We start from the raw sequence: 23,631 nt of genomic DNA, 5'->3' as shown, positions 1-23,631 counted from the left end.
TGATGACTCAACCGTTGGCGGGAGCGAAATCAGTGGGCACTGAGAACGAGCTGGATATTCGTGGTTTGTTTCGCGTGTTATGGCAGGGCAAACTGTGGATTGTGGGGATTGCCCTGGGGTTCGCGCTGTTAGCGCTTGCCTACACCTTCTTTGCAAAACAAGAGTGGAGCGCCACGGCGATCACAGACCGACCAACGGTGAATATGCTTGGAGGCTACTACTCCCAGCAGCAATTCCTGCGTAATCTTGATATCAAGGCCAATCTGGCGACCCCGGATCAGGCCTCGGTGATGGATGAATCCTACAAAGAGTTTGTGATGCAGCTGGCGTCGTGGGATACACGTCGCGATTTCTGGTCCCAGACGGACTACTACAAGCAGCGCATGGTCGGTAACAGCAAAGCGGATGCCGCGCTGCTGGATGACCTGATTAATAACATTCAGTTTATGCCTGGCGATGTGCTCCGTAACGTTAGCGACAGCGTGAAGCTGATTGCGGAAACGGCGCCGGACGCCAATAACCTGTTGCGTCAGTACGTTGCTTTTGCCAGCCAGCGCGCGGCCAGTCATCTGAATGACGAGCTGAAAGGCGCCTGGGCTGCGCGTACTATTCAGATGAAAGCGCAGGTCAAACGTCAGGAAGAGGTCGCTAAGGCTATCTTCGCCCGTCGCGTACATAATATTGAGCAGGCACTGAAGATTGCGGAACAGCACAATATTTCCCGTAGCGAAACGGATGTTCCGGCTGACGAACTCCCGGATTCAGAAATGTTCCTTCTTGGTCGCCCAATGCTTCAGGCACGTCTGGAAAATATCCAGGCCGTTGGCCCTGACTTTGACCTTGATTACGACCAAAACCGCGCCATGCTCAATACGCTCAACGTCGGTCCAACGCTGGACCCGCGTTTTCAGACCTATCGTTATTTAAGAACGCCTGAAGAGCCTGTAAAACGCGATAGTCCGCGTCGCGCATTCCTGATGATTATGTGGGGGATTGTGGGCGCACTGACTGGCGCTGGCGTAGCGTTATTGCGTCGCCGCACAAACTAAGAACGCCGTCTACGATGAAGGCTGCGGCCTTCATCGTCTAATCGAAGAGAATCGATGTGAAAGTACTAACCGTATTTGGCACCAGGCCGGAGGCCATCAAGATGGCGCCTCTGGTTCATGCGCTGGCCAGAGATCCTGATATTGAAGCGAAAGTGTGCGTGACTGCCCAGCACCGTGAGATGCTCGATCAGGTCTTAACCCTCTTTTCTATCGTCCCGGATTACGATCTCAATATAATGAAACCGGGACAGGGACTGACGGAAATCACCTGCCGTATTCTGCAAGAATTAAAGCCTATTCTGGAGTCGTTCAAGCCGGATGTGGTGCTGGTGCACGGCGACACCACCACCACCGTGGCGACCAGCCTGGCCGCGTTCTATCAGCGTATCCCCGTTGGTCATATTGAAGCGGGTCTGCGTACCGGCAATCTCTATTCCCCGTGGCCGGAAGAGGCCAACCGTACGCTCACCGGTCACCTGGCGATGTACCATTTTGCGCCAACCGAGAACTCACGTCAGAACCTGCTGCGCGAAAATATCAGCGACAGCAAGATCTTCGTCACCGGCAATACGGTCATTGATGCGCTGATTTGGGTGCGTGACCGCGTGCTGGCTAACAGCGAGCTTCAGGCAGAACTTGCTGCACGCTATCCGTTCCTGAACAACGGCAAGAAAACGATTCTGGTGACGGGCCACCGCCGCGAAAGCTTTGGCCGTGGCTTTGAGCAAATATGCCACGCGCTGGCTGAAATCGCCGCGCAGAACGAGGATGTGCAGATTGTCTATCCGGTGCACCTCAACCCGAACGTCAGCGAACCGGTCAACCGTATCCTGGGCCACGTTGAAAACGTGCTCCTGATCGAGCCGCAGGACTATTTGCCATTTGTCTGGCTGATGAACCACGCCTGGCTGATCCTGACCGATTCTGGCGGCATTCAGGAAGAGGCGCCCTCCCTCGGTAAGCCGGTACTGGTGATGCGTGAAACCACCGAACGCCCGGAAGCGGTTACTGCCGGTACTGTGCGTCTGGTGGGAACGGATCCGCGTCGTATTGTCGAAGAGGTCACGCGCTTACTGCATGACGATGAAGAGTATCAGGCGATGAGCCGGGCCCACAATCCGTACGGTGACGGGCAGGCTTGTGGTCGTATTTTGCACGCACTTAAACACAATCGGGTAACGCTATGAGTTTTTCTACCATCTCTGTTGTTGGTCTTGGCTATATCGGGCTGCCTACTGCGGCGGCCTTTGCCTCTCGTCAAAAGCAGGTCGTTGGCGTAGATATCAACGCGCACGCGGTGGAAACCATCAACCGTGGCGAAATTCATATCGTGGAGCCCGATCTCGATCGTGTGGTGAAAAAGGCGGTGGACGGTGGCTTCCTGCGCGCCAGCACCACGCCGGTAGAAGCCGATGCGTACCTGATTGCGGTTCCAACGCCCTTTAAAGGCGATCATGAGCCTGACATGGTTTACGTCGAGGCGGCGGCAAAATCCATTGCGCCTGTGCTGAAGAAAGGGGCGCTGGTTATCCTTGAGTCCACTTCACCTGTTGGGGCTACCGAGCAGATGGCGCAGTGGCTGGCCGAGGCGCGTCCCGATCTCAGCTTCCCGCAGCAGGCGGGCGACCAGGCCGATATCAATATCGCCTACTGCCCTGAGCGCGTACTGCCAGGCCAGGTGATGGTGGAACTGATTAAAAACGACCGCGTGATTGGCGGCATGACGCCAGTCTGCTCCGCGCGCGCCAGCGAGCTGTATAAAATTTTCCTTGAAGGCGAATGTGTGGTGACCAACTCCCGCACCGCCGAGATGTGCAAACTGACCGAAAATAGCTTCCGCGACGTTAACATCGCGTTTGCGAATGAACTGTCGTTGATTTGCGCCGATCAGGGGATTAACGTCTGGGAACTTATTCGTCTTGCCAACCGTCACCCCCGCGTGAACATCCTTCAGCCGGGGCCGGGCGTGGGTGGGCACTGCATCGCGGTCGATCCGTGGTTTATCGTGGCGCAGAACCCGGAACAGGCACGCCTGATTCGCACCGCGCGCGAAGTAAACGACCACAAACCGCACTGGGTTATCAACCAGGTCAAAGCCACGGTCGCGGATTGCCTGGCCGACAGCGGCAAACGCGCCAGTGAGCTGAAAATTGCCTGCTTTGGTCTGGCATTCAAACCGAATATTGACGATCTGCGCGAAAGCCCGGCGATGGAAATTGCCGAAATGATCGCTGCCTGGCACAGCGGTGAAACGCTGGTGGTTGAGCCGAATATTCATGCGCTGCCGGCAAAACTTGCCGGTCACTGCACCCTTACCGCCCTGGATGACGCGCTGGCGACGGCGGATGTGCTGGTGCTGCTGGTGGATCACAATGCGTTCAAAGCGGTTTCCGGTGATGCCGTACGTCAGCAGTATGTTGTTGATACCAAAGGCGTGTGGCGTTGAGTATCCTCAACGGCGTGCTGGAGGCCCTTGAGTGGGAAAGCGCATTCTTTGCGCGTCCCTCAGCGATAGTGCGTCTGCGCGACAATGCCCCTGCGTTGCAGGAAGCAGACTTCAGCGCCTGGCAGCGCGTACAGGCTAAGATCCCGGCGGACCGCGCCGATCTGCTGGACGCCCTCCAGCAGCACGGATTCCGGCTGGTCGAGGGTGAGGTTGATCTCTCTGTTACCGTGGCTCTCCACGCCTCACCGGGCGCGGAAATTGCAACGGAGCAGGATATCCCCGCGCTGCGCAAGATGGCGGCGCTGGCCTTCGCTCAGAGCCGTTTCCGGGCGCCCTGGTATGCGCCCGATGACAGCGGCCGCTTTTATGCCCAGTGGATAGAGAATGCGGTCAAAGGCACGTTTGACCACGTCTGTCTGGTGTTCCGTACTGCCGGGGGGCAGATTCAGGGTTTTGTTTCGCTTCGCAGGCTCAACGAGCACGAGGCGCGCATCGGTTTGTTAGCCGGGCGCGGCATGGGCGAGAAACTCATGCAGGCGGCGCTGCACTGGGCGGAGCAACAACAGGTATCGACGCTGCGGGTCGCAACCCAGATGGGCAACACCGCTGCGCTTAAACGTTATATTGCGAGTGGTGCCAGCATCGACGCCACCGCCTACTGGTTATACAGGTGACAAGATGATTCCATTTAACGCGCCTCCCGTTGTGGGCACTGAACTTGATTACATGCAGTCTGCTATGGGCAGCGGCAAGCTCTGTGGCGATGGCGGTTTTACCCGCCGCTGCCAGCAGTGGATGGAGCAACGTTTTCACAGTGCCAAGGTACTGCTGACGCCGTCCTGTACCGCATCGCTTGAGATGGCGGCGCTGTTGCTGGATATCCAGCCCGGCGATGAAGTGATCATGCCGAGCTACACCTTCGTCTCCACGGCGAACGCGTTTGTCCTGCGCAGGGCGAAAATCGTGTTTGTGGATATCCGTCCGGATACTATGAACATCGACGAAACGCTGATTGAAGCGGCGGTCACCGATAAAACGCGGGCGATTGTGCCGGTGCATTACGCGGGCGTGGCCTGTGAGATGGACACCATCATGGCCATCGCTAAAAAGCACAACCTGTTTGTGGTGGAAGACGCAGCGCAGGGCGTGATGTCCACCTACAAAGGGCGCGCGCTGGGCACCATTGGTCATATCGGCTGCTTTAGCTTCCACGAAACCAAAAACTACACCGCAGGCGGCGAAGGCGGCGCGACGCTGATTAACGATCGTGCCCTGGTGGAGCGTGCGGAAGTGATCCGTGAAAAAGGGACCAACCGCAGCCAGTTCTTCCGCGGTCAGGTGGATAAGTACACCTGGCGCGATATCGGCTCAAGCTACCTGATGGCGGATTTGCAGGCCGCGTATCTCTGGGCGCAGCTGGAAGCGGCAGAGCGAATCAATCTGCAACGCCTCTCCCTGTGGCAAACCTACTACGACGCGCTGGAGCCGCTGGCAAAAGCCGGACGTATTGAACTGCCGACTATTCCGGCAGACTGTATCCACAACGCTCACATGTTCTACATCAAGCTGCGCGATAACGACGATCGCAGCAAGCTGATTGCCTGGCTGAAAGAGGCGGAAATTATGGCGGTATTCCACTATATTCCGCTGCACTCCAGCCCGGCTGGCGAAGCCTTCGGGATGTTTGCCGGTGAAGACCGCTACACCACCAAAGAGAGCGAACGTCTGCTCCGCCTGCCCCTGTTCTACAACCTCGCGCCGGTGAACCAGCGTACGGTGATCAATTCGCTTCTGAGTTATTTCGCCTGATATGTCTCTGGCAAAAGCGTCGGTGTGGACGGCAGCGTCCACGCTTGTAAAAATTGGCGCCGGGTTACTGGTCGTCAAGCTGCTGGCCGTCTCATTTGGTCCGTCAGGCGTTGGGCTGGCAGGGAATTTCCGCCAGCTGGTCACGGTGCTTGGCGTGCTGGCGGGTGCCGGGATATTCAATGGCGTCACCAAATACGTCGCGCAGCATCATGACGATGCCGAAAAGCTCCGCACGGTGGTGGGCACCTCCTCTGCTATGGTGCTGGGCTTTTCTACGTTGCTGGCCGTCGTCTTTTTGCTGGCGGCGGCACCCATCAGCCAGGGACTGTTCGGACACACGCACTATCAGGGGCTGGTGCGCCTGGTGGCGCTCGTTCAGATGGGGATCGCCTGGGCAAACCTGCTGCTGGCGCTGATGAAAGGCTTCCGTGATGCCGCCGGGAATGCGCTGGCGCTGATCCTCGGCAGCATCATCGGCGTTATCGCCTACTACTTTTGCTATCGGCTGGGCGGCTATGAAGGCGCGCTGCTGGGGCTGGCGCTGGTGCCTGCGCTCGTTGTCATTCCGGCAGCGTTTATGCTGATGCGCAGAGGCAATGTCCCGCTGAATTACCTGAAACCGCAGTGGGACAAGATGCTGGCGGGGCAGCTAGGAAAGTTTACCCTGATGGCGCTCATCACTTCAGTAACGCTTCCCGTTGCCTACGTGATGATGCGAAACCTGCTGGCAGCGCATTACAGCTGGGATGAAGTGGGGATCTGGCAGGGCGTGAGCAGCATTTCAGATGCTTACCTCCAATTTATTACGGCTTCCTTTAGCGTCTATTTACTGCCAACCTTATCGCGCCTGACTTCCAGGCAGGATATTACCCGCGAGATTTTTCGCTCCCTGCGTTTTGTATTGCCGGCGGTTGCGATCGCCAGCTTTACCGTCTGGTTACTGCGTGATTTCGCCATCTGGCTGCTGTTTTCGGCGAAGTTTACCGCCATGCGCGATCTGTTTGCCTGGCAACTGGTCGGCGATGTGCTGAAAGTGGGGGCATACGTTTTCGGCTATCTGGTGATTGCGAAGGCTTCGCTGCGGTTGTATATCCTGGCAGAGATCGGCCAGTTTGCGCTGCTGACGGCATTTTCTCACTGGCTGATCCCCACCCACGGTGCGCTGGGGGCGGCTCAGGCCTATATGGCAACTTATATCGTTTATTTCGCTGCCTGTTGCGGCGTATTTTTACTTTGGCGTAAACGCGCATGACTGCACTGATACACATACTGGGATCGGATATCCCGCATCATAACCAGACCGTTCTGCGGTTCTTCAACGATGAACTGGCATCCGGCACGCCCGATGCGCGCGAGTTTATGGTCGTTGGACGCGATAACGGCCTGAGCGCGGCGTGTCCGGCATTGCACATCACCTTCTGGCCAGACAAAGCGGCCCTGACCAAAGCCGTTGTCGCGAAAGCCAAAGCGGACCGAAGCCAGCGTTTCTTCTTCCACGGACAATTCAATACCGGGCTGTGGCTGGCGCTGTTAAGCGGCGGGATAAAACCTTCCCAGTTCAGCTGGCATATCTGGGGAGCGGATCTCTACGAAGTCTCCCACGGCTGGAAGTTCCGTCTTTTCTATCCGCTGCGTCGTCTGGCGCAGGCGCGCGTGGGCTGCGTTTTTGCTACCCGTGGCGACCTCAACTATTTTGCTAAACAGCACCCGAAGGTTCGCGGGGAACTGCTCTATTTTCCGACCCGTATGGATCCGGCACTGAATACCATGGCGAATGACGCGGTTCGTGAGGGCAAACTGACTATCCTGGTGGGAAATTCCGGCGATCGCAGTAACGAGCATGTCGCGGCGCTGCGGGCGGTGCATCAGCAGTTTGGCGATACGGTGAACGTGGTGGTGCCGATGGGCTATCCCGCCAATAACGACGCCTACATCGATGACGTTCGCCAGCAGGGGCTTGGGCTGTTTAGCGCGGAAAATCTGCACATTCTCAGCGATAAGCTGGAATTTGATGACTATCTCGCGCTGCTGCGAAAATGCGATCTGGGCTATTTCATCTTTGCCCGTCAGCAGGGGATTGGTACGCTGTGTCTGCTGATTCAGGCGGGCGTACCGTGCGTGCTCAACCGCGAAAACCCGTTCTGGCAGGACATGGCCGAACAGCATATTCCGGTGCTGTTTACCTCTGACACGCTTAATGTCGAGGTGGTACGGGAAGCGCAGCGTCAGCTCACGCTGGTGGATAAAAATAGCATCGACTTTTTCAGCCCGAACTATCTCACGCCGTGGCACCGCGCGCTGCGTATTGCTTCAGGAGACAACGCATGAGCCAATTGCAATTTAGCGGCTTGCTGGTGGTCTGGCTGCTGAGCACGCTGTTTATCGCCACGCTCACATGGTTTGAATTCCGGCGCGTACGTTTTAACTTCAACGTATTCTTCTCGCTGCTGTTTTTGCTGACCTTTTTCTTTGGCTTCCCGCTGACCAGCATCCTCGTGTTCCGCTTTGATGTTGGCGTCGCTCCGCCGGAAATTTTGTTGCAGGCGCTGCTCTCTGCGACCTGCTTCTACGCGGTGTATTACGTCACCTATAAAACGCGCCTGCGCGCGGCGAAAGACACCACACCCCGTCGTCCGCTGTTTACAATGAACCGGGTAGAAACCCATCTGACGTGGGTTATGCTGATGACCATCGCCCTCGTCAGCGTGGCGATTTTCTTCATGCATAACGGCTTTTTACTGTTTAAGTTGCAGTCCTATAGCCAGATTTTCTCCGCCGAAGTCTCCGGCGTCGCGCTCAAGCGTTTCTTCTATTTCTTCATTCCGGCGATGCTGGTGGTCTTTTTCCTGCGTCAGGACAGTAAAGCCTGGCTGTTCTTCCTGGTCAGCACCGTCGCATTTGGCATTCTGACCTACATGATCGTCGGCGGCACCCGCGCCAACATCATTATCGCCTTCGCGATTTTCCTGTTTATAGGCATTATTCGCGGCTGGATCTCGCTGTGGATGCTGGCGGCGGCAGGCGTCTTTGGCATTGTGGGGATGTTCTGGCTGGCGCTGAAGCGCTACGGACTGAACGTGGCCGGCGACGAAGCGTTTTATACCTTCCTGTATCTGACGCGCGATACCTTCTCTCCGTGGGAAAACCTGGCTTTACTGCTGCAAAACTACGACAAAATCGAATTCCAGGGGCTGGCGCCGATTGTTCGCGATTTCTATGTCTTTATACCGACGTGGCTGTGGCCCGACCGTCCCGGTATTGTCCTGAATACGGCGAACTACTTTACCTGGGAAGTGCTGAACAACCATTCGGGCCTGGCGATTTCCCCAACCCTGATTGGCTCGCTGGTAGTGATGGGCGGAACGTGGTTTATCCTGCCGGGCGCGATCGCGGTCGGGTTGATAATAAAATGGTTCGACTGGCTATATACGCTGGGTAACGAAGAGACCAACCGCTACAAAGCCGCTGTTTTGCACAGTTTCTGTTTCGGTGCCATTTTCAATATGATCGTTCTGGCGCGCGAGGGGCTGGATTCGTTCGTCTCACGCGTGGTGTTCTTTATGGTCGTTTTCGGTCTCTGTCTGCTGCTGGCAAAACTGCTGTACTGGTTGTTTGACAGTGTAGGGCTTGTGCACAGACGTGAGCCACAGGGCAGCACAACGCTGTCGCAAGTCTGAGTAGGGATTATCATGACGGATACAACTTCAGCCCCGCGTTATGCGCTGCGTGGGCTACAGCTTATTGGCTGGCGTGACATGCAACACGCGCTGGATTTCCTGTTCGCGGACGGGCAGATGAAATCGGGCACGCTGGTGGCCATCAACGCAGAAAAAATGCTGGCGGTTGAAGATAATGCGGAAGTGAAAAGCCTGATTGAAGCCGCGGAGTTTAAATACGCCGACGGTATTAGCGTGGTGCGTTCAATTCGTAAAAAGTTTCCTGACGCTAATGTGTCTCGCGTGGCGGGTGCTGACCTTTGGGAGCGGCTTATGGAACGCGCAGGCGCTGAAGGCACGCCGGTATTTTTGATTGGCGGCAAACCAGAGGTGCTGGCGCAGACCGAACAAAAGCTGCGTAGCCAGTGGAATGTTAACATCGTGGGCAGCCAGGATGGCTATTTCAGGCCGGAAGATCGCCAGGCGTTATATGAGCGCGTGCGCGACAGCGGGGCGAAAATTGTCACTGTCGCCATGGGGTCGCCGCGGCAGGAAATTCTGATGCGCGATTGCCGTCTGGTCAGCCCGGATGCGCTCTATATGGGCGTCGGCGGCACCTACGACGTCTTTACTGGCCACGTTAAGCGGGCGCCCAAAGTCTGGCAAAACCTGGGGCTGGAGTGGCTCTACCGCCTGCTCTCTCAACCGACGCGTATCAAACGACAGATTCGTCTGCTGCGCTACCTCGCCTGGCACTACACCGGGAAAATGTAATCAATATGCAGCGCGATCTGCTGTTCGCGCTGCAATCCCCCCTGTAAAACTGCTGGATTTCTGTACAATGCATTCATTTTTTTAATGCATTGTTTGCCATTTGCCAGAATTTAAGAAACCATTCGCTCCGTATTTCAGTACCCCTCAAAACAATACCCGGCAATAAGTCGGGAAACAGCAAACACAACCGAGGATTTATGGCAGAGAAAAAACCGGAGCTTCAGCGTGGGCTGGAAGCTCGACATATTGAATTGATCGCGCTGGGCGGGACTATCGGCGTTGGCCTGTTTATGGGCTCGGCAAGCACGCTGAAATGGGCGGGGCCTTCCGTCCTGCTGGCGTATATTATTGCCGGGCTGTTCGTCTTCTTCATCATGCGCTCAATGGGCGAAATGTTGTTTCTGGAGCCGGTAACGGGCTCTTTCGCCGTTTACGCCCACCGTTATATGAGCCCGTTCTTTGGCTATCTCACGGCCTGGTCGTACTGGTTTATGTGGATGGCCGTCGGGATTTCGGAGATTACCGCCATCGGGGTCTACGTGCAGTTCTGGTTCCCGGAGATGGCCCAGTGGATACCCGCGCTCATCGCCGTAGGGCTTGTGGCGCTGGCGAACCTTGCCGCCGTTCGCCTTTACGGTGAAATCGAGTTCTGGTTTGCGATGATCAAAGTCACCACCATTATCGTGATGATTGTTGTGGGTCTGGGTGTCATCTTCTTTGGTTTCGGTAACGGCGGGCACGCGATTGGTTTCGGTAACCTGACCGGACACGGCGGCTTCTTTGCCGGCGGCTGGAAAGGCTTCCTGACCGCACTCTGTATCGTTGTCGCCTCTTATCAGGGCGTTGAGCTGATCGGCATTACCGCAGGTGAGGCGAAAAACCCGCAGGTCACGCTGCGTAGCGCGGTAGGCAAGGTGCTGTGGCGTATCCTGATTTTCTATGTGGGCGCGATCTTCGTTATCGTGACCATTTTCCCATGGAACGAGATCGGCACCACCGGCAGCCCGTTTGTTTTAACCTTCGCTAAGATTGGCATCACGGCGGCGGCCGCCATTATCAACTTTGTGGTACTGACGGCGGCGCTCTCCGGCTGTAACAGCGGGATGTACAGCTGCGGGCGTATGCTTTACGCGCTCTCGCAAAACAAACAGCTGCCGGCGGTGATGGGTAAAGTCTCCCGCGTGGGTGTACCGGTGGCGGGCGTCGCGGTGTCGATTGTGATTCTGCTGATTGGCTCTTGCCTGAACTACATCATCCCGAATCCGCAGCGCGTGTTTGTTTACGTCTATAGCGCCAGCGTGCTGCCGGGAATGGTACCGTGGTTTGTTATTTTGATTAGCCAGCTGCGTTTCCGACAGGCGCACAAAAAAGCGATCGCCAGCCATCCGTTCCGCTCCATTCTGTTCCCGTATGCGAACTATTTGACGATGGCGTTCCTGATTTGCGTATTAATTGGAATGTACTTTAATGAAGATACCCGCATGTCGCTGTTTGTCGGGATGATCTTCCTGGCTGCCGTCACAGCTGCATATAAACTTTTTGGCCTGGGCCGCCGTGGCTCCGCCCATAAAGTGGAGGAATAAGCGGCAAAATGTGCAAACCATAACCAAACGCGCATTTTTTTCAAAAAAGCACTAGACAGCGGGGACGGAGGTACGTAATATCCAGCCCCGCAACGGCGCTAAGCGCCCGTAGCTCAGCTGGATAGAGCGCTGCCCTCCGGAGGCAGAGGTCTCAGGTTCGAATCCTGTCGGGCGCGCCATTTTAGTCCCGGCGCTAGAGCTGCGGTGGTCTGAGAAGTAGTCAGAACCGCGTGAAAGAATACAGTGGTGGCTATAGCTCAGTTGGTAGAGCCCTGGATTGTGATTCCAGTTGTCGTGGGTTCGAATCCCATTAGCCACCCCATTATTGAAAGAGTTGTGAATTGCGAAGGTGGCGGAATTGGTAGACGCGCTAGCTTCAGGTGTTAGTGTTCTTACGGACGTGGGGGTTCAAGTCCCCCCCCTCGCACCACGACTTTTAATGAGTTGAACTAAAAATTCAAAAAAGCAGTACATCGGCGAGTAGCGCAGCTTGGTAGCGCAACTGGTTTGGGACCAGTGGGTCGGAGGTTCGAATCCTCTCTCGCCGACCAATTTTGAACCCCGCTTCGGCGGGGTTTTTTGTTTTCTGCGTTTTTTATCCTGTAGTCCTTCCCCGACAACACTCTATATCCTTGTCGCGATTCAGCGACATATAACCCGTTAATATTTAAGAATTTATTATTTTACCTCTTAACCTGTCTCCTGGTGACGACATATCGCCGCCTTCAGCGCGATGTTGTATGGCTTCAGGCGGTTCTTAACAGCATAATTTCCTTTTATCTTAAAATGTTGCGCGATGTAAAAGTTCTGCGTGTAAACCTGGCACATTACATGCAATAATATGCGTGTAGATGCTCATTCCATCTCTTATGTTCGCCTTAAGGCCTCATAAACTCAGGAATGACGCAGAGCCGTTTACGGTGCTTATCGTCCACTGACAGATGTCGCTTCGGCCTCATCAGACACCATGGACACAACGTTGAGTGAAGCACCAAATATGTTGTCTTACAGACCTGTTTTAACGCCTGCTTTTATAGCAGGCGTTTTTTTATGGGCGTAAAAAAGGAGGCCATCTGGCCTCCTGTTAATTACTGCTGCGTTCCGTTATTTTGCAACGTCAATAACAGCCCATCACGGCGCATAGCTGCGGCCTCTTCCGGCTTATGCTGCTTGTCCAGCGAATCAGCAAGCCAGGCGTAATCAAATGCGTCCGGACGTTGCTTCAGCGCGGCGCGGAAGGCGAGACTCGCCTCCTGCCACTCGCCGTGTTTCATCAGAGACTGGCCCAGCGTACTCCACAGCAGCGGACGATCGCCCACGGTTTTGATCTGCTGGCGCAGTGCTTTTTCAATTTGTTCCGGATTGTTGGTTTTCAGACGCGGGATGACCATCACCAGGCGGTCATCATACTGTCGCTTGAGACCGTCGAGGAGGATCTCCTGCGCGGTGTCATGGTCATCACACTCAATCAGATGTTCTGCCATCGCCACCTGAAGAGGAACCTGCTGGCGCGTTTTGCGGCTCTGGTTTTTCCACCAGGTTTTCAGGCCGTCGCTGCCGAGATCGGCGCGCGCCTGATCCATCAGGCCAATCCAGGCCAGACGCTGAAGTTCATCACGATGTTCATCATCGCCCACGTCGGCTTTCGCCATGGAAGGGATAATGTCCAGCAGCGAGCCCCAGGCACCGGTCCGAATATATGCCTGCTCAGCCAGACGCAGCACTTCCGGGTGACGAGGGGTAATTTCCAGCAGACGGTCAACGCCGTGACGGGCGGCATGGTTTTCATTGCGCGCCAGTTGCAGACGAACGCGGGTGATCTCAACCGGAATCGGATCTTTAGTAGAGAGCTCAGACGCGCGTTCAAGATGCTGATTGGCGCGGGCCTCATCGCCTCGCTGTTGCGCCGCCTCAGCGGCCAGCAGATAGTTAACAACCGGCTGTTCTGCATGGTCGGCATTTTTCGACATCAGCTTTTCAACCTGCTGATAGTCGCCTTCGGCCAGCTTCAGCAACGCTTGCTCGGTCTGCTTGCGGGCGCGACGGCGCTTACGGCCAACGAACCAGCCGCGCGTATGTACGCCGGTACGGAAAATACGACGCAGGAGCCACTCCACTGCCAGCAGAACGACCACACCCAGGATCAGGATAATCACCAGCCCTGTTACGCTGGTTTCGATATTGTAGTTATCGGTCTGGATCAATACATAACCCTGGTGACCCGCGAGCATCGGCCCCAGTACAATCCCGGCGATCAGCAGGATGAAGAGTAAGAAGACTTTTAGCATCATTACTCTCCTTGCGGCGCGCTTTCAGGCGCTGGCGCGGCGGCAGGTGCTTCAGCCGGACGCTCTGCCGGAACGCCCGGCTGGGCCAGCAGGTTACGCACGCGCGTCTGCATGAGCTTCTCCAGAATCGGCTGGCTTTCCAGCTTGTCCGGCACGTTCATGGTGATGTTTTGCTGGCTCAGCTTGTCGATATCCTCAAGGAACGCGGTCGTGGTTGCGTCATTGGTATCGTAGTAAGCACGTACCCAGGTTGAAACGTTATCCAGCGCCTGTTTGTAGGTCTCTTCCTGGTGACGCGGTACGGCCTGGGCAGCCACCAGCAGGCGGGAACGAATGTTTTCGCGCAGATAGACGTCCTGGTTCGGCGCCAGCAGCGGCACGGCAGTTTCATCGCGGCGGCGAATGGTAATAAAGCTGTCCATAAAGTTCTGCCAGCTCTTTTGCAGGTTGATACGCCATTCGCTCAGGGAGCTGGACAGCTCGGTGCCGTCAGAATCCATCGGGGAGTCATCGTCGTTGTTATCGGCCAGCTGAAGGTTATCAATCTGGTTGGAGAGCTGATTTACCTTAAGGATGATACCATCGTAATCGACCTGAGAAACCGCGGACAGGCTGGCGATATCTTCCGTAATAGCGCGGCGAGCGTTGATGAGGCTCGGATCGTTCATGTCCGCCAGGCTTGCGTCGGCGCTTTTCAGCAGCGCGGCGGCGGTGGTGACATCCTGATCGCTCCAGAGCTTGCGCCCGGCCAGTTTCACCAGAAAATCGGCCTGTGAAAGTAGCCAGGTTTTGGCATCGGTTCCCGAAATTGTGGCGACTTTTTCCTGCACTTCGCTCAGCTGTTTGGTCAACTCTTCACGTTTGCTGTTCGCGTCGGCGAGGGCGGCAGCCTGCTGTTTGATCACGCCTTCCAGCTCAGCTTTTTGCGTCTCCTGCGCTTTCTGTAGGGCAGTGATTTGGTTAACCAGCGCGTCGCTGGTGGCCGTCTGGTTGGTGCCTTGTTTCTTCACCAGTCCGTAGAGTCCCACGCCTGCGGCCAGCGCAATCGCGATGGCAATCACGCTCAGCGTGAGGCTGGCTTTGTTGCTGCCGTTTTTCTTCTCAACGGTTGTGTCTGTCGTCTCTGGCTGTGACGTGGTGTCCACAGTCTCCCTGGTCTCTTCAACCACGGCGGAGGATTTTTCGTGTTCCGTCATTATGGCTTCCCATTTGAGAGTTATTGTAATGCGCGCAGCAGCGCATCGTTGTCGGCGTTTTCAGCGATCCGAATATCCTGCCAGCCCAGTTCCCGGGCGTGGTTCGCCAGACGCTCACTGACGACCAGAAGCCGACAGCGGAGTAACCAGTTTTCGCGATACCAAAGCGGAATCAGCGACCAAAGCTGTTGTAACATTTCACCGCTGGTGACCACCAGCGTATTAATACCGCGGGCGTGCCAGCGCATTGCTTCTTCCGCGCCATCATAGTGTTTCGCACAGCGCTGATAGCACTCCACAAACGTCACGTCTGCGCCGCGTTCGCGCAGCGTTTCGCCCAGCAGTTCGCGACCACCGTTGCCGCGCAAAATGAGCGCGCGCTTTCCGGCAATGGTTTGTAATTCAGGTAATTGTAGCAAGACTTCGCTGATTTCCCGATCTAACGGGTAACGAACATCGATTCCGCTCGCGGTATGTAAGGCCAGCGCCGTGGTGCGCCCGATGGCGAAATAGCGGGGGGCGTGAGGCCAGCTAACGGCATGCTGTTGCAGCTGCGCATGGGCAAACTCCACGGCATGCTGCGACAGCGCAAAGAGCAGATCGCCTTCCTGCAAGAGACGCATCTGGTCAGCGAGCTCAGGCAGCTCGCGACCGGGGGAGAATTCAATCAGCGGAAAACTCCAGGCCACCTGCCCCAGTGCGCGCAGACGGCTCACTAACTGCTCTCCTGCGGGAGAAGGGCGGGTGACAAGTATGCTCATGCAGGGGGCTCTCCGTTATAGACCTCAGCCAGAATTTCACGCGCGCCGTTATTCAGCAGCTCTTCCGCCAGCGATACGCCAAGTGCCTCGGCATCTTGCGGCTTGCCGCGACGTTCACCGCGAACCATCTGTGAGCCGTCCGGCGCGCCAACCAGCGCACGCAACCACAGCTCACCGTCAGTTAATTCAGCATAGCTGCCAATTGGCACCTGACAGCCTCCTTCGAGGCGAGTATTCATCGCGCGCTCGGCTTTTACGCGAACGGCGGTATCGTCATGATTCAGCGGCGCGAGCAGTGCCTGAGTGCGCGCATCAACCAGACGACACTCAATGCCGACGGCACCCTGGCCGACGGCGGGCAGCGACAGCTCCGGCGGCAACGCGACGCGAATGCGTTCTTCCAGCCCCAGGCGTTTCAGGCCCGCAACCGCAAGAATAATGGCATCGTAGTCGCCGTTATCCAGCTTGCCAAGGCGTGTGCCGACGTTCCCGCGCAGCGAACGGATCACCAGATCCGGGCGACGTTCAGCCAGCTGACACTGGCGGCGTAAACTTGACGTGCCGACCACGCTGCCTGCTGGCAACGCATCGAGCGAGTCATAGCGATTAGAGACAAACGCATCGCGCGGATCCTCGCGCTCGCAGATGGTCACCAGCCCCAGCCCTTCCGGGAACTCAACGGGCACATCCTTCATCGAATGCACGGCGATATCGGCGCGGTTCTCAAGCAATGCCAGCTCCAGCTCTTTGACAAACAGACCCTTTCCACCCACTTTGGCCAGCGGCGTATCCAGAATGACATCGCCACGCGTGACCATTGGCACCAGTTCAACGCGTAATCCGGTGTGGCAGGCTTCCAGGCGCTGCTTAACATAATGTGCCTGCCAGAGTGCAAGAGGACTTTGGCGTGTGGCAATTCTCAAAACATTGTCTAACATGCTTGTTACCGTCATTATCAATCGCTAACCATCCTAACATTGTTGACACTCGGATGGCAGTTTTACGGTTGATGAAGAGTGAGAGGGACAGGGCGGCGTACTCGTCAGCCATCGCCGTATTCAGGAATTTACACGTCAAGAACGGTGCTACACTTGTATGTAGCGCATCTTTCTTTACGGTCAACCGGCAAGGTGTTAAATTGATCACGTTTTAGACCATTTTTTCGTCTGTACCACCAGAAAAGCAAAAGGCGAAAAAAGGGTAACGGTTATTTTTTGAAATACTGCGGGTCCGCTGCTTTTTGTGTTCTGACTGGCGTGCGACACCCGGAAACATCAGGCGATACGTCTTGTACCTCTATATTGAGACTCTGAAACAGAGACTGGATGCCATCAATCAATTGCGTGTGGATCGCGCGCTTGCTGCCATGGGCCCTGCTTTCCAGCAGGTATACAGTCTACTGCCAACATTGTTGCACTATCACCATCCGCTGATGCCGGGTTACCTTGATGGTAACGTTCCCCAGGGCATTTGCCTCTTCACGCCTGATGAAACCCAACAGCATTACCTGACTGAACTTGAACTCTACCGTGGTATGCCGCCGCAGGATTCGCCGAAAGGCGAGCTGCCGATTACCGGGGTTTACTCCATGGGCAGCACGTCATCGGTTGGGCAAAGTTGCTCTTCTGACCTGGATATCTGGGTCTGCCATCAGTCCTGGCTCGACAATGAAGAGCGCCAGCTGTTGCAGCGTAAATGCAGCCTGCTGGAGAGCTGGGCGGCGTCGCTCGGCGTGGAAGTGAGCTTCTTCCTGATTGATGAAAACCGTTTCCGCCATAACGAAAGCGGCAGTCTGGGTGGTGAAGACTGCGGCTCGACTCAGCACATCCTGTTGCTGGATGAGTTTTACCGTACTGCCGTTCGCCTGGCCGGGAAACGTATTCTGTGGAATATGGTGCCGTGCGATGAAGAAGAGAATTATGACGACTACGTCATGTCGCTTTACTCGCAGGGCGTTCTGACGCCAAACGAGTGGCTGGATCTGGGCGGCCTGAGCTCCCTGTCCGCCGAAGAGTACTTTGGCGCAAGCCTCTGGCAGCTTTATAAGAGCATTGATTCACCGTACAAAGCGGTGCTGAAAACCCTGCTGCTGGAAGCCTACTCCTGGGAATACCCCACGCCGCGCCTGCTGGCGAAAGATATTAAACAGCGTCTGCACGACGGGGAGATCGTCTCCTACGGGCTTGATGCCTACTGCATGATGCTGGAACGCGTCACCGAATACCTGACAGCCATTGAGGACGCCACGCGTCTTGACCTGGTGCGTCGATGTTTCTATCTCAAAGTCTGTGAAAAACTGAGCCGCGAACGCGCCTGCGTGGGCTGGCGTCGTGAAGTCGTCAGCCAGTTAGTCAAAGAGTGGGGATGGGACGAAGAGCGTCTCGCCATGCTCGACAACCGCGCCAACTGGAAGATCGATCAGGTGCGTGAGGCGCACAACGAACTGCTTGATGCGATGATGCAGAGCTACCGCAACCTGATCCGCTTTGCCCGCCGTAACAACCTTAGCGTTTCTGCCAGCCCACAGGATATCGGGGTGCTGACCCGTAAACTGTACGCCGCGTTTGAAGCGTTGCCGGGCAAGGTAACGCTGGTTAACCCACAGATTTCGCCTGACCTGTCTGAACCGAATCTGACCTTTATCTACGTACCGCCGGGCCGCGCGAACCGCACCGGGTGGTATCTGTACAACCGTGCGCCAAGCATGGATTCGATCATCAGCCATCAGCCGCTGGAGTATAACCGCTACCTGAACAAGCTGGTGGCCTGGGCCTGGTTTAACGGCCTTCTCACCTCACGCACCCGGTTGTTTATCAAAGGCAACGAGGTGGTCGATTTAGCCAAGTTGCAGGAGATGGTGGCGGATGTCTCGCACCACTTCCCGCTGCGTCTGCCTGCGCCGACGCCAAAAGCGCTCTACAGCCCGTGTGAGATTCGCCATCTGGCGATCATCGTCAACCTGGAATACGACCCGACGGCGGCCTTCCGCAATCAGGTGGTTCACTTTGACTTCCGCAAGCTGGACGTCTTTAGCTTTGGCGAGCAGCAAAACTGCCTGGTGGGCAGCGTGGATCTGCTGTACCGCAACTCGTGGAACGAAGTGCGTACCCTGCACTTTAACGGCGAGCAGGCGATGATCGAGGCGCTGAAAACGATCCTCGGCAAGATGCACCAGGACGCCGCGCCGCCGGACAGCGTGGAGGTGTTCTGCTACAGCCAGCACCTGCGCGGCCTGATTCGTACCCGCGTTCAGCAGCTGGTGTCTGAGTGCATCGAACTGCGTCTCTCCAGCACCCGACAGGAAACCGGGCGCTTTAAAGCGCTGCGCGTCTCCGGCCAGACCTGGGGGCTGTTCTTTGAGCGCCTGAACGTGTCGGTGCAGAAGCTGGAAAACGCCATTGAATTCTACGGCGCGATTTCACACAACAAACTGCATGGCCTGTCGGTTCAGGTGGAAACCAATCACGTTAAGCTGCCGCAGGTGGTGGATGGCTTTGCGAGTGAAGGGATTATTCAGTTCTTCTTCGAAGAGTCGGGCGATAACGCCGGGTTTAACATCTACATTCTGGATGAAACCAACCGTGCCGAGGTGTATCACCACTGCGAAGGCAGCAAAGAGGAGCTGGTGCGCGACGTCAGCCGCTTCTATTCGTCCTCGCACGATCGCTTTACCTACGGCTCAAGCTTTATCAACTTCAACCTGCCGCAGTTCTACCAGATTGTGAATGTGGATGGGCGAGCGCAGGTGATCCCGTTCCGTACGCAGGCGATTACCCCTGCGGCGCCCGCTAACCAGGAAACTGCGCCGCTGTTGCAGCAGTACTTTTCCTGAGGCTTTTCGCCGGGTGGCGCTATCGCTTACCCGGCCTACGGTTTGAGCCGCTGTTGCCGGGTGGCGCTAACGCTTACCCGGCCTACGGTTTGAGCCGCTGATGCCGGGTGGCGCTATCGCTTACCCGGCCTACGGTTTGAGCCGCTGTTGCCGGGTGGCGCTATCGCTTACCCGGCCTACGGTCCGAGCCGCTGTTGCCGGGTGGCGCTGACGCTTACCCGGCCTACGGTTTGAGCCGCTGTTGCCGGGTGGCGCTGACGCTTACCCGGCCTACGGTTCGAGTCGTTGTAGGCCCGGTAAGGCGTAGCCGTCACCGGGCAACGCAACTATCTGAAACTTACGTCCTCGCCCGCCTGCGCCGTCGCCGCCTGCTCCAGCAGATCCCAGAACGTTTCGCCGCTGCGATCGCAGACCCACTCGTCACCTTTCAGATCAAAGTGATAGCCGCCCTGTTTCGCCGCCAGCCACACCTGGTGAAGCGGCTCCTGACGGTTAATAATAATCTTGCTGCCGTTTTCGAAGCTTAAGGTCAGGATCCCGCCGTTGATTTCACAATCGATATCGCTGTCGCCGTCCCAGTCGTCGATACGCTCTTCGATGGTCATCCACAGGGTATCGGCAAGGCGATGAAATTCACTGTCGTTCATGGTTTTATTCCTGTTTTTCGTGATGGCGGCAGTATAACGCTAAATAATTCCCGTTGCAGGAAAGCGGCAAACTCTTGCTTTTGTGTCTTCTCCTGCGATGATAGAAACAGATTTGAACTTACGGGCAACCTCTACATGAAAAACGTCTTCCGAACGCTTGTCGTTCTTGTCACTCTGTTTAGCCTGACCGGCTGTGGACTGAAGGGACCACTGTACTTCCCGCCAGAGGATAAAAACGCACCACCGCCGACAAAACCGGTGCAAAGTGGTATCGAGTCATCTACGCCGGATACCAACGATCGCGGCAATAACGGCGGCCCGACTCAGGTCAATCTCTGACAATTACGTTCTGTACCCGCGCAATGGAGCAAATGATGCAGTTCTCTAAAATGCATGGCCTTGGCAACGACTTTATGGTCGTCGACGCGGTAACGCAGAATGTCTTTTTCTCCCCGGAATTGATCCGTCGCCTGGCGGATCGACACGTGGGCGTGGGGTTTGACCAGCTGCTGGTGGTGGAGCCGCCTTACGATCCTGACCTGGATTTTCACTACCGCATTTTTAACGCCGACGGCAGCGAAGTTTCCCAGTGCGGCAACGGCGCGCGCTGTTTTGCCCGCTTTGTTCGGCTGAAAGGGCTGACCAACAAGCGCGATATCCGCGTCAGCACCGCCAACGGCCGGATGGTGCTCAGCGTCACCGACGACGAACTGGTGCGCGTGAACATGGGCGAGCCGAACTTCGACCCCTCTGCCGTGCCGTTTCGCGCCAACAAAGCGGAAAAGACCTATATTATGCGTGCCGCCGAGCAGACAGTATTGTGCGGCGTCGTCTCAATGGGTAACCCGCACTGCGTGATTCAGGTGGATGATGTGCAAACCGCGGCGGTTGAAACGCTCGGCCCGGTGCTGGAAAGCCATGAGCGCTTCCCGGAGCGGGCGAACATCGGTTTCATGCAGGTGGTGAAGCGTGAACACATTCGCCTGCGGGTTTACGAGCGCGGCGCGGGCGAAACCCAGGCCTGCGGAAGCGGTGCCTGTGCGGCGGTGGCCGTCGGTATCTCACAGGGGTTACTGGCAGAAGAGGTTCGCGTGGAATTACCGGGCGGACGTCTTGATATCGCCTGGAAAGGTGCGGGTCATCCACTGTACATGACTGGCCCGGCGACACATGTTTATGACGGGTTTATCCATCTATGAAGCAACCAGGGGAAGAACTGCGGGAACCTGTAACGGAGCTGGACGACAGCGCTGTTGTGGATTACCTGCTGCACAATCCTGAGTTTTTTATCCGCAATGCACGCGTCGTCGAACAGATGCGCGTGCCGCATCCGGTTCGCGAGACCGTGTCGCTGGTTGAATGGCACATGGCGCGCTCGCGCAACCACATCAATCAGCTCGAAGAGAACATGACACTGCTGATGGAGCAGGCCAGCAATAACGAAAGCCTGTTCTACCGTCTACTGCACCTTCAGGCGCGTCTGGCTTCCGCGCACAGTCTCGAAGAGTTCCTCAACCGCTTCCACCGCTGGGCGCGCGAGCTGGGGCTGGCAGGCGCGACGATCCGTCTCTTCCCTGACCGCTGGCGCATTGGCGCGCCGTCCGGGTTTACCCATCTGGCGCTGAGCCGTCAGGCGTTTGAGCCGCTGCGCATTCAGCGTCTGGGCCATGAGCACCACTATCTGGGGCCGCTTAACGGGCCAGAACTGCTGGTGGTGCTGCCGGAAGCCAAAGCTATCGGCTCGGTGGCGATGTCGCTGATGGGGCGCGATGGTGACCTGGGCGTGATGTTATTTACCAGCCGCGACGCGCATCATTATGAACAGGGGCAGGGCACGCAACTGTTGCAGGAGATCGCCCTGATGCTGCCTGAGCTGCTGGAGCGCTGGATTGAGCGCGTATGACGGACGGATTGCTCGCCACTGACGTCAACCGCTTTCTGCGCTATCTGGGCGTAGAACGCCAGCTCAGCCCTATTACGCTGCTCAACTATCAGCGTCAGCTTGATGCCATCATGCAGCTTGCCGATGAAATCGGCCTGAAAAGCTGGCAACAATGTGACGCCGCCACGGTACGCGGGTTCGTCGTGCGTAGCCGTAAAAAAAATCTCAGCCCGGCGAGCCTGGCGCTCCGGCTCTCTGCCCTGCGCAGTTTCTTCGACTGGCTGGTCAGTCAGGGCGGTCTGAAAGCCAACCCGGCAAAAGGGATCGCCACGCCGAAAGCCCCGCGTCATCTGCCGAAAAATATCGACGTCGACGACGTAAACCGCCTGCTGGATATCGATCTTAACGATCCGCTGGCCGTGCGCGACCGCGCGATGCTGGAGGTGATGTACGGTGCGGGCCTGCGTCTCTCTGAGCTGGTGAACCTCGACTTAAAGCACCTCGATCTGGAGTCCGGCGAGGTGTGGGTAATGGGCAAGGGCAGCAAAGAGCGCCGCCTGCCGATCGGCCGCAATGCGGTCTCCTGGATTGAGCACTGGCTGGACCTTCGCGGGCTGTTTGGCGCCGACGAAGATGCGCTGTTCCTGTCGAAACTCGGCAAGCGGATCTCGGCGCGTAACGTGCAGAAGCGCTTTGCGGAGTGGGGCATTAAGCAGGGGCTGAACAGCCACGTTCACCCCCACAAGCTGCGCCACTCCTTTGCGACGCACATGCTGGAATCAAGCGGCGACCTGCGCGGCGTACAGGAGCTGCTTGGTCACGCGAATCTGTCGACCACCCAAATCTATACCCACTTAGACTTCCAACACCTTGCCTCGGTGTATGACGCGGCGCATCCACGCGCCAAACGGGGGAAATAATGCGTTTTTACCGCCCACTCGGTCAGATCTCAGCCCTGACGTTTGATCTTGATGACACCCTTTACGACAATCGTCCGGTGATCCTGCGTACTGAGCAGGAGTCGCTGGCGTTTGTGCAGAACTACCATCCTGCGCTGAAAGCGATGCAGAACAAAGACTTCCAGAAGCTGCGTCAGTCCCTGCGGGAAACCGAACCGGAGATTTACCACGACGTGACCGAATGGCGCCGCCGTGCGGTTGAGCAGGCGATGCTCAACGCCGGCCTGAGCGCGCAGGATGCGGCCACGGGGGCCGAAGCGGCCATGGAAAACTTCGCCAAATGGCGCAGTCGGATCGACGTGCCGCAGGAGACCCACGACACGCTGGCGAAGCTCGCCGAAAAGTGGCCGCTGGTGGCCATCACCAACGGCAACGCTCAGCCTGAACTGTTTGGTCTGGGGAACTATTTTCAGTTCGTGCTGCGCGCGGGCCCGCACGGACGCTCGAAGCCGTTCAACGATATGTATCATCTGGCAACGGAAAAACTGGATTTGCCGCTCGGTGAGATCCTGCACGTGGGCGACGACCTGACCACGGACGTCGCCGGGGCGATCCGCTGCGGCATGCAGGCCTGCTGGATCAAGCCGGAAAATGCCGATCTGATGACTACCCCGGATAGCCGTCTTCTGCCGCACGTGGAAATTTCACGGTTGGCATCCCTCACGACGCTGATATAATCATCAATTGTTCTGTATAAATTAACAGGGTTTTGGCGAATGGAAACATTTGCCTGCCCGACATGACGTGAC

21 protein-coding genes and 4 tRNA genes are annotated in these 23,631 nt (G+C 56.7%); 20 read left to right on the top strand and 5 right to left on the bottom strand.

Annotated elements, in window-relative coordinates:
• Positions 1–2 precede the first annotated feature (2 nt).
• The 14 genes from wzzE to IMQ56_RS07070 all read left to right on the top strand — a co-directional run bounded on the left by wzzE (position 3) and on the right by IMQ56_RS07070 (position 11,868).
• A complete protein-coding gene (wzzE, locus tag IMQ56_RS07135) occupies positions 3–1,049 on the top strand; it encodes an ECA polysaccharide chain length modulation protein (RefSeq protein ID WP_017693953.1) in 1,047 nt (348 codons plus the stop codon).
• Positions 1,050–1,105: 56 nt separating this feature from the next.
• Positions 1,106–2,236: a UDP-N-acetylglucosamine 2-epimerase (non-hydrolyzing) gene (gene wecB / locus IMQ56_RS07130; protein WP_006812390.1), complete on the top strand. Its 1,131-nt coding sequence runs from the start codon at positions 1,106–1,108 to the stop codon at positions 2,234–2,236.
• A complete protein-coding gene (gene wecC / locus IMQ56_RS07125; RefSeq protein ID WP_015570020.1) occupies positions 2,233–3,495 on the top strand; it encodes a UDP-N-acetyl-D-mannosamine dehydrogenase in 1,263 nt (420 codons plus the stop codon). Before wecB ends, wecC begins: the two co-directional genes overlap by 4 nt.
• Positions 3,492–4,169 carry a dTDP-4-amino-4,6-dideoxy-D-galactose acyltransferase gene (rffC, locus tag IMQ56_RS07120; RefSeq protein WP_032620667.1) on the top strand — a complete coding sequence of 226 codons (678 nt, stop codon included), beginning with the start codon at positions 3,492–3,494 and terminating at the stop codon, positions 4,167–4,169. Before wecC ends, rffC begins: the two co-directional genes overlap by 4 nt.
• A gap of 4 nt (positions 4,170–4,173) precedes the next feature.
• Positions 4,174–5,304 carry a dTDP-4-amino-4,6-dideoxygalactose transaminase gene (rffA, locus tag IMQ56_RS07115; protein ID WP_032620666.1) on the top strand — a complete coding sequence of 377 codons (1,131 nt, stop codon included), beginning with the start codon at positions 4,174–4,176 and terminating at the stop codon, positions 5,302–5,304.
• Between the two features lies 1 nt (position 5,305).
• On the top strand, positions 5,306–6,556 hold the full coding sequence (wzxE, locus tag IMQ56_RS07110) for a lipid III flippase WzxE (protein ID WP_017383597.1): 1,251 nt from the start codon (positions 5,306–5,308) through the stop codon (positions 6,554–6,556).
• Entirely contained in the window at positions 6,553–7,632 is a 1,080-nt protein-coding gene (locus tag IMQ56_RS07105; RefSeq protein WP_032620664.1) for a TDP-N-acetylfucosamine:lipid II N-acetylfucosaminyltransferase, read from the top strand. The genes wzxE and IMQ56_RS07105 overlap by 4 nt, the downstream gene beginning before the upstream one ends.
• Positions 7,629–8,981: an ECA oligosaccharide polymerase gene (gene wzyE / locus IMQ56_RS07100; RefSeq protein ID WP_196063616.1), complete on the top strand. Its 1,353-nt coding sequence runs from the start codon at positions 7,629–7,631 to the stop codon at positions 8,979–8,981. Before IMQ56_RS07105 ends, wzyE begins: the two co-directional genes overlap by 4 nt.
• Positions 8,982–8,993: 12 nt before the next feature.
• Positions 8,994–9,734 (top strand): lipopolysaccharide N-acetylmannosaminouronosyltransferase, encoded by a 741-nt coding sequence (gene wecG, locus IMQ56_RS07095; RefSeq protein ID WP_015570015.1) that lies wholly within the window; start codon positions 8,994–8,996, stop codon positions 9,732–9,734.
• 197 nt (positions 9,735–9,931) lie between these two features.
• Entirely contained in the window at positions 9,932–11,317 is a 1,386-nt protein-coding gene (locus tag IMQ56_RS07090; protein WP_017693946.1) for an amino acid permease, read from the top strand.
• A 102-nt stretch (positions 11,318–11,419) separates the two neighbouring features.
• A tRNA-Arg gene (locus tag IMQ56_RS07085) sits at positions 11,420–11,496 on the top strand.
• Positions 11,497–11,563: 67 nt separating this feature from the next.
• A tRNA-His gene (locus tag IMQ56_RS07080) sits at positions 11,564–11,639 on the top strand.
• 21 nt (positions 11,640–11,660) lie between these two features.
• Positions 11,661–11,747 (top strand) — tRNA-Leu (locus IMQ56_RS07075).
• Between the two features lie 44 nt (positions 11,748–11,791).
• A tRNA-Pro gene (locus tag IMQ56_RS07070) sits at positions 11,792–11,868 on the top strand.
• Between the two features lie 537 nt (positions 11,869–12,405).
• Here the strand turns inward: IMQ56_RS07070 and hemY are convergent.
• From hemY to hemC, 4 genes are read right to left on the bottom strand one after another with little or no spacing between them, the layout of a single operon-like run.
• Positions 12,406–13,605 (bottom strand): protoheme IX biogenesis protein HemY, encoded by a 1,200-nt coding sequence (hemY, locus tag IMQ56_RS07065; RefSeq protein ID WP_026080629.1) that lies wholly within the window; start codon positions 13,603–13,605, stop codon positions 12,406–12,408.
• 2 nt (positions 13,606–13,607) lie between these two features.
• Complete coding sequence (gene hemX, locus IMQ56_RS07060; protein WP_045614525.1) at positions 13,608–14,801, bottom strand: uroporphyrinogen-III C-methyltransferase; 1,194 nt, start codon at positions 14,799–14,801, stop codon at positions 13,608–13,610.
• A gap of 20 nt (positions 14,802–14,821) precedes the next feature.
• Positions 14,822–15,562 carry a uroporphyrinogen-III synthase gene (hemD, locus tag IMQ56_RS07055; RefSeq protein WP_017383593.1) on the bottom strand — a complete coding sequence of 247 codons (741 nt, stop codon included), beginning with the start codon at positions 15,560–15,562 and terminating at the stop codon, positions 14,822–14,824.
• Complete coding sequence (gene hemC, locus IMQ56_RS07050; protein ID WP_017383592.1) at positions 15,559–16,500, bottom strand: hydroxymethylbilane synthase; 942 nt, start codon at positions 16,498–16,500, stop codon at positions 15,559–15,561. The genes hemD and hemC overlap by 4 nt, the downstream gene beginning before the upstream one ends.
• A 350-nt stretch (positions 16,501–16,850) precedes the next feature.
• On the opposite strand from hemC, the gene cyaA reads away from it, so the two are divergent.
• Positions 16,851–19,394: a class I adenylate cyclase gene (cyaA, locus tag IMQ56_RS07045; protein ID WP_017383591.1), complete on the top strand. Its 2,544-nt coding sequence runs from the start codon at positions 16,851–16,853 to the stop codon at positions 19,392–19,394.
• Positions 19,395–19,720: 326 nt separating this feature from the next.
• Here the strand turns inward: cyaA and cyaY are convergent, their stop codons facing one another.
• Positions 19,721–20,041, bottom strand: coding sequence for an iron donor protein CyaY (gene cyaY / locus IMQ56_RS07040; RefSeq protein WP_003860816.1), 321 nt, complete (start codon positions 20,039–20,041; stop codon positions 19,721–19,723).
• Between the two features lie 135 nt (positions 20,042–20,176).
• Here cyaY and IMQ56_RS07035 point away from each other — a divergent pair, with 135 nt between their 5' ends.
• The 5 genes from IMQ56_RS07035 to yigB are packed head-to-tail and all read left to right on the top strand — an operon-like array spanning position 20,177 to position 23,559.
• Complete coding sequence (locus IMQ56_RS07035) at positions 20,177–20,380, top strand: lipoprotein (RefSeq protein WP_003860815.1); 204 nt, start codon at positions 20,177–20,179, stop codon at positions 20,378–20,380.
• A gap of 35 nt (positions 20,381–20,415) precedes the next feature.
• Positions 20,416–21,240 (top strand): diaminopimelate epimerase, encoded by an 825-nt coding sequence (dapF, locus tag IMQ56_RS07030; protein ID WP_017383590.1) that lies wholly within the window; start codon positions 20,416–20,418, stop codon positions 21,238–21,240.
• On the top strand, positions 21,237–21,944 hold the full coding sequence (locus tag IMQ56_RS07025) for a DUF484 domain-containing protein (RefSeq protein ID WP_017694746.1): 708 nt from the start codon (positions 21,237–21,239) through the stop codon (positions 21,942–21,944). The genes dapF and IMQ56_RS07025 overlap by 4 nt, the downstream gene beginning before the upstream one ends.
• The gene (xerC, locus tag IMQ56_RS07020; protein ID WP_017383588.1) at positions 21,941–22,843 is read left to right on the top strand and encodes a tyrosine recombinase XerC; all 903 of its coding nucleotides are present in this window, start codon (positions 21,941–21,943) and stop codon (positions 22,841–22,843) included. The genes IMQ56_RS07025 and xerC overlap by 4 nt, the downstream gene beginning before the upstream one ends.
• Positions 22,843–23,559 carry a 5-amino-6-(5-phospho-D-ribitylamino)uracil phosphatase YigB gene (yigB, locus tag IMQ56_RS07015; protein WP_196063615.1) on the top strand — a complete coding sequence of 239 codons (717 nt, stop codon included), beginning with the start codon at positions 22,843–22,845 and terminating at the stop codon, positions 23,557–23,559. Before xerC ends, yigB begins: the two co-directional genes overlap by 1 nt.
• Positions 23,560–23,631 lie beyond the last annotated feature (72 nt).

Origin of the sequence: Enterobacter sp. Res13-Sevr-PEC09-46 (genome assembly GCF_015672585.1) — a bacterium.
GTDB classification, from domain to species: Bacteria; Pseudomonadota; Gammaproteobacteria; order Enterobacterales; family Enterobacteriaceae; genus Enterobacter; species Enterobacter hormaechei_C.
The sequence above is the reverse complement of the archived record's forward strand: the minus strand, read 5'-3'. Positions and strand labels throughout refer to the sequence as shown.